The sequence below is a fragment of the Blastococcus sp. TF02A-26 genome (assembly GCF_003319125.1).
Classification (GTDB): Bacteria; Actinomycetota; Actinomycetes; order Mycobacteriales; family Geodermatophilaceae; genus Trujillonella.
The window spans coordinates 1-1,264 of record NZ_QOHG01000047.1 but is presented as its reverse complement, the minus strand read 5'-3'; the positions used below and the strand labels follow the sequence as shown (position 1 = coordinate 1,264).

The window sequence follows — 1,264 nt, the reverse complement described above, 5'->3', positions numbered from 1 at the left end:
GGGATTGCTGCGCCTTCAGTTGACACTCGTTCTGCGGAATCTTGTCCCGTGGGAAGGATGTCGCTGTGCCCAAGAAGTTCCCGCCGGAGTTCAAGCGTGACGTGGTCCGGGTCGCCCGCCGCGGTGATCTGAGCCAGGCCGAGGTCGCGGCAGACTTCGACATCTCGGTGGAGTCGGTGCGCCGCTGGGTGCGCCAGGCCGACATCGACGACGGCGTCGTCGATGGGCAGACCAGCGCTGAGCAGAACGAGCTGGTGCAGCTGCGCCGCCAGATGCGGCGGCTGGAGATGGAGAACGAGATCCTCCGCCGAGCCGCGGCCTACTTCGCGGCCGGCAGCCTCCCAAAATGAGCTACCCGCTGGTCCGTGACCTGGCCGCCGAGGGCATCCCGGTGCGGCTGACCTGCGGGGTGCTGGGCCACTCGACCCAGGCCTACTACGCCTGGCTGGCCGCTCCGGTGAGCCGGCGCGACCTCGAGGACGCCTACCTCACCAACGCCCTCATCGACGCCCACGGCGATGACCCGGAGTTCGGCTACCGGTTCCTCGCCGACGAAGTCGCCGGCGCCGGGCATCGCGCCGGTGAGCGGCGGATCTGGCGGCTGTGCTCGCAGCAGAAGCTCTGGTCGACCACGGTGCGCAAGGGCCGGCGCGGCGCGGGCAAGACCCCGGGCCCGGCGGTGCACGACGACCACGTGCAGCGGAATTTCACCGCGCAGCGCCCCGACCAGGTCTGGGTCACCGACATCACCGAGCACCCCACCGCCGAGGGCAAGCTCTACTGCTGCGCGATCAAGGACCTGTTCAGCAACCGCATCGTCGGCTACGCCCTCGACGAGCGGATGACCGCCCAGCTGGCCGTCACCGCACTGCGCACAGCGGTGGCCCGGCGCCGCCCGGCCGGTGTGGTGGTCGTCCACAGCGACCGCGGATCGCAGTTCCGAGCACGCTCCTTCCGCGCCGTTCTCAACGCCGCCGGACTACAGGGATCCATGGGCCGCGTCGCCTCCGCGGGCGACAACGCCGCGATGGAGTCCTGGCACGCGCTGCTGCAGAAGAACGTCCTGGACCGCCGCCGCTGGCGCACCCGCGACGAGCTCCACGCCGCGGTCGTGTTCTGGATCGAACACACCTACAACCGCCGACGACGCCAACGCGCCCTGGGCAAGCTCACCCCGGTCGAGTACGAACTCGCCTTCACCACTCAGGCCGCCATCGCGGCATGATCAGTCCCAACCGCCGTCAACCGAAGCTGCAGCAGTCCC

General features: G+C 69.9%; 1 protein-coding gene. It reads left to right on the top strand.

Annotated elements, in window-relative coordinates; genetic code table 11:
- Window positions 1-65 precede the first annotated feature (65 nt).
- A protein-coding gene (locus DQ240_RS23030) for an IS3 family transposase (RefSeq protein ID WP_113842045.1) occupies window positions 66-1,225 on the top strand; the annotation gives its coding sequence in 2 pieces (ribosomal slippage) (window positions 66-339 and window positions 339-1,225; 1,161 coding nt in all).
- Window positions 1,226-1,264: the final 39 nt, after the last annotated feature.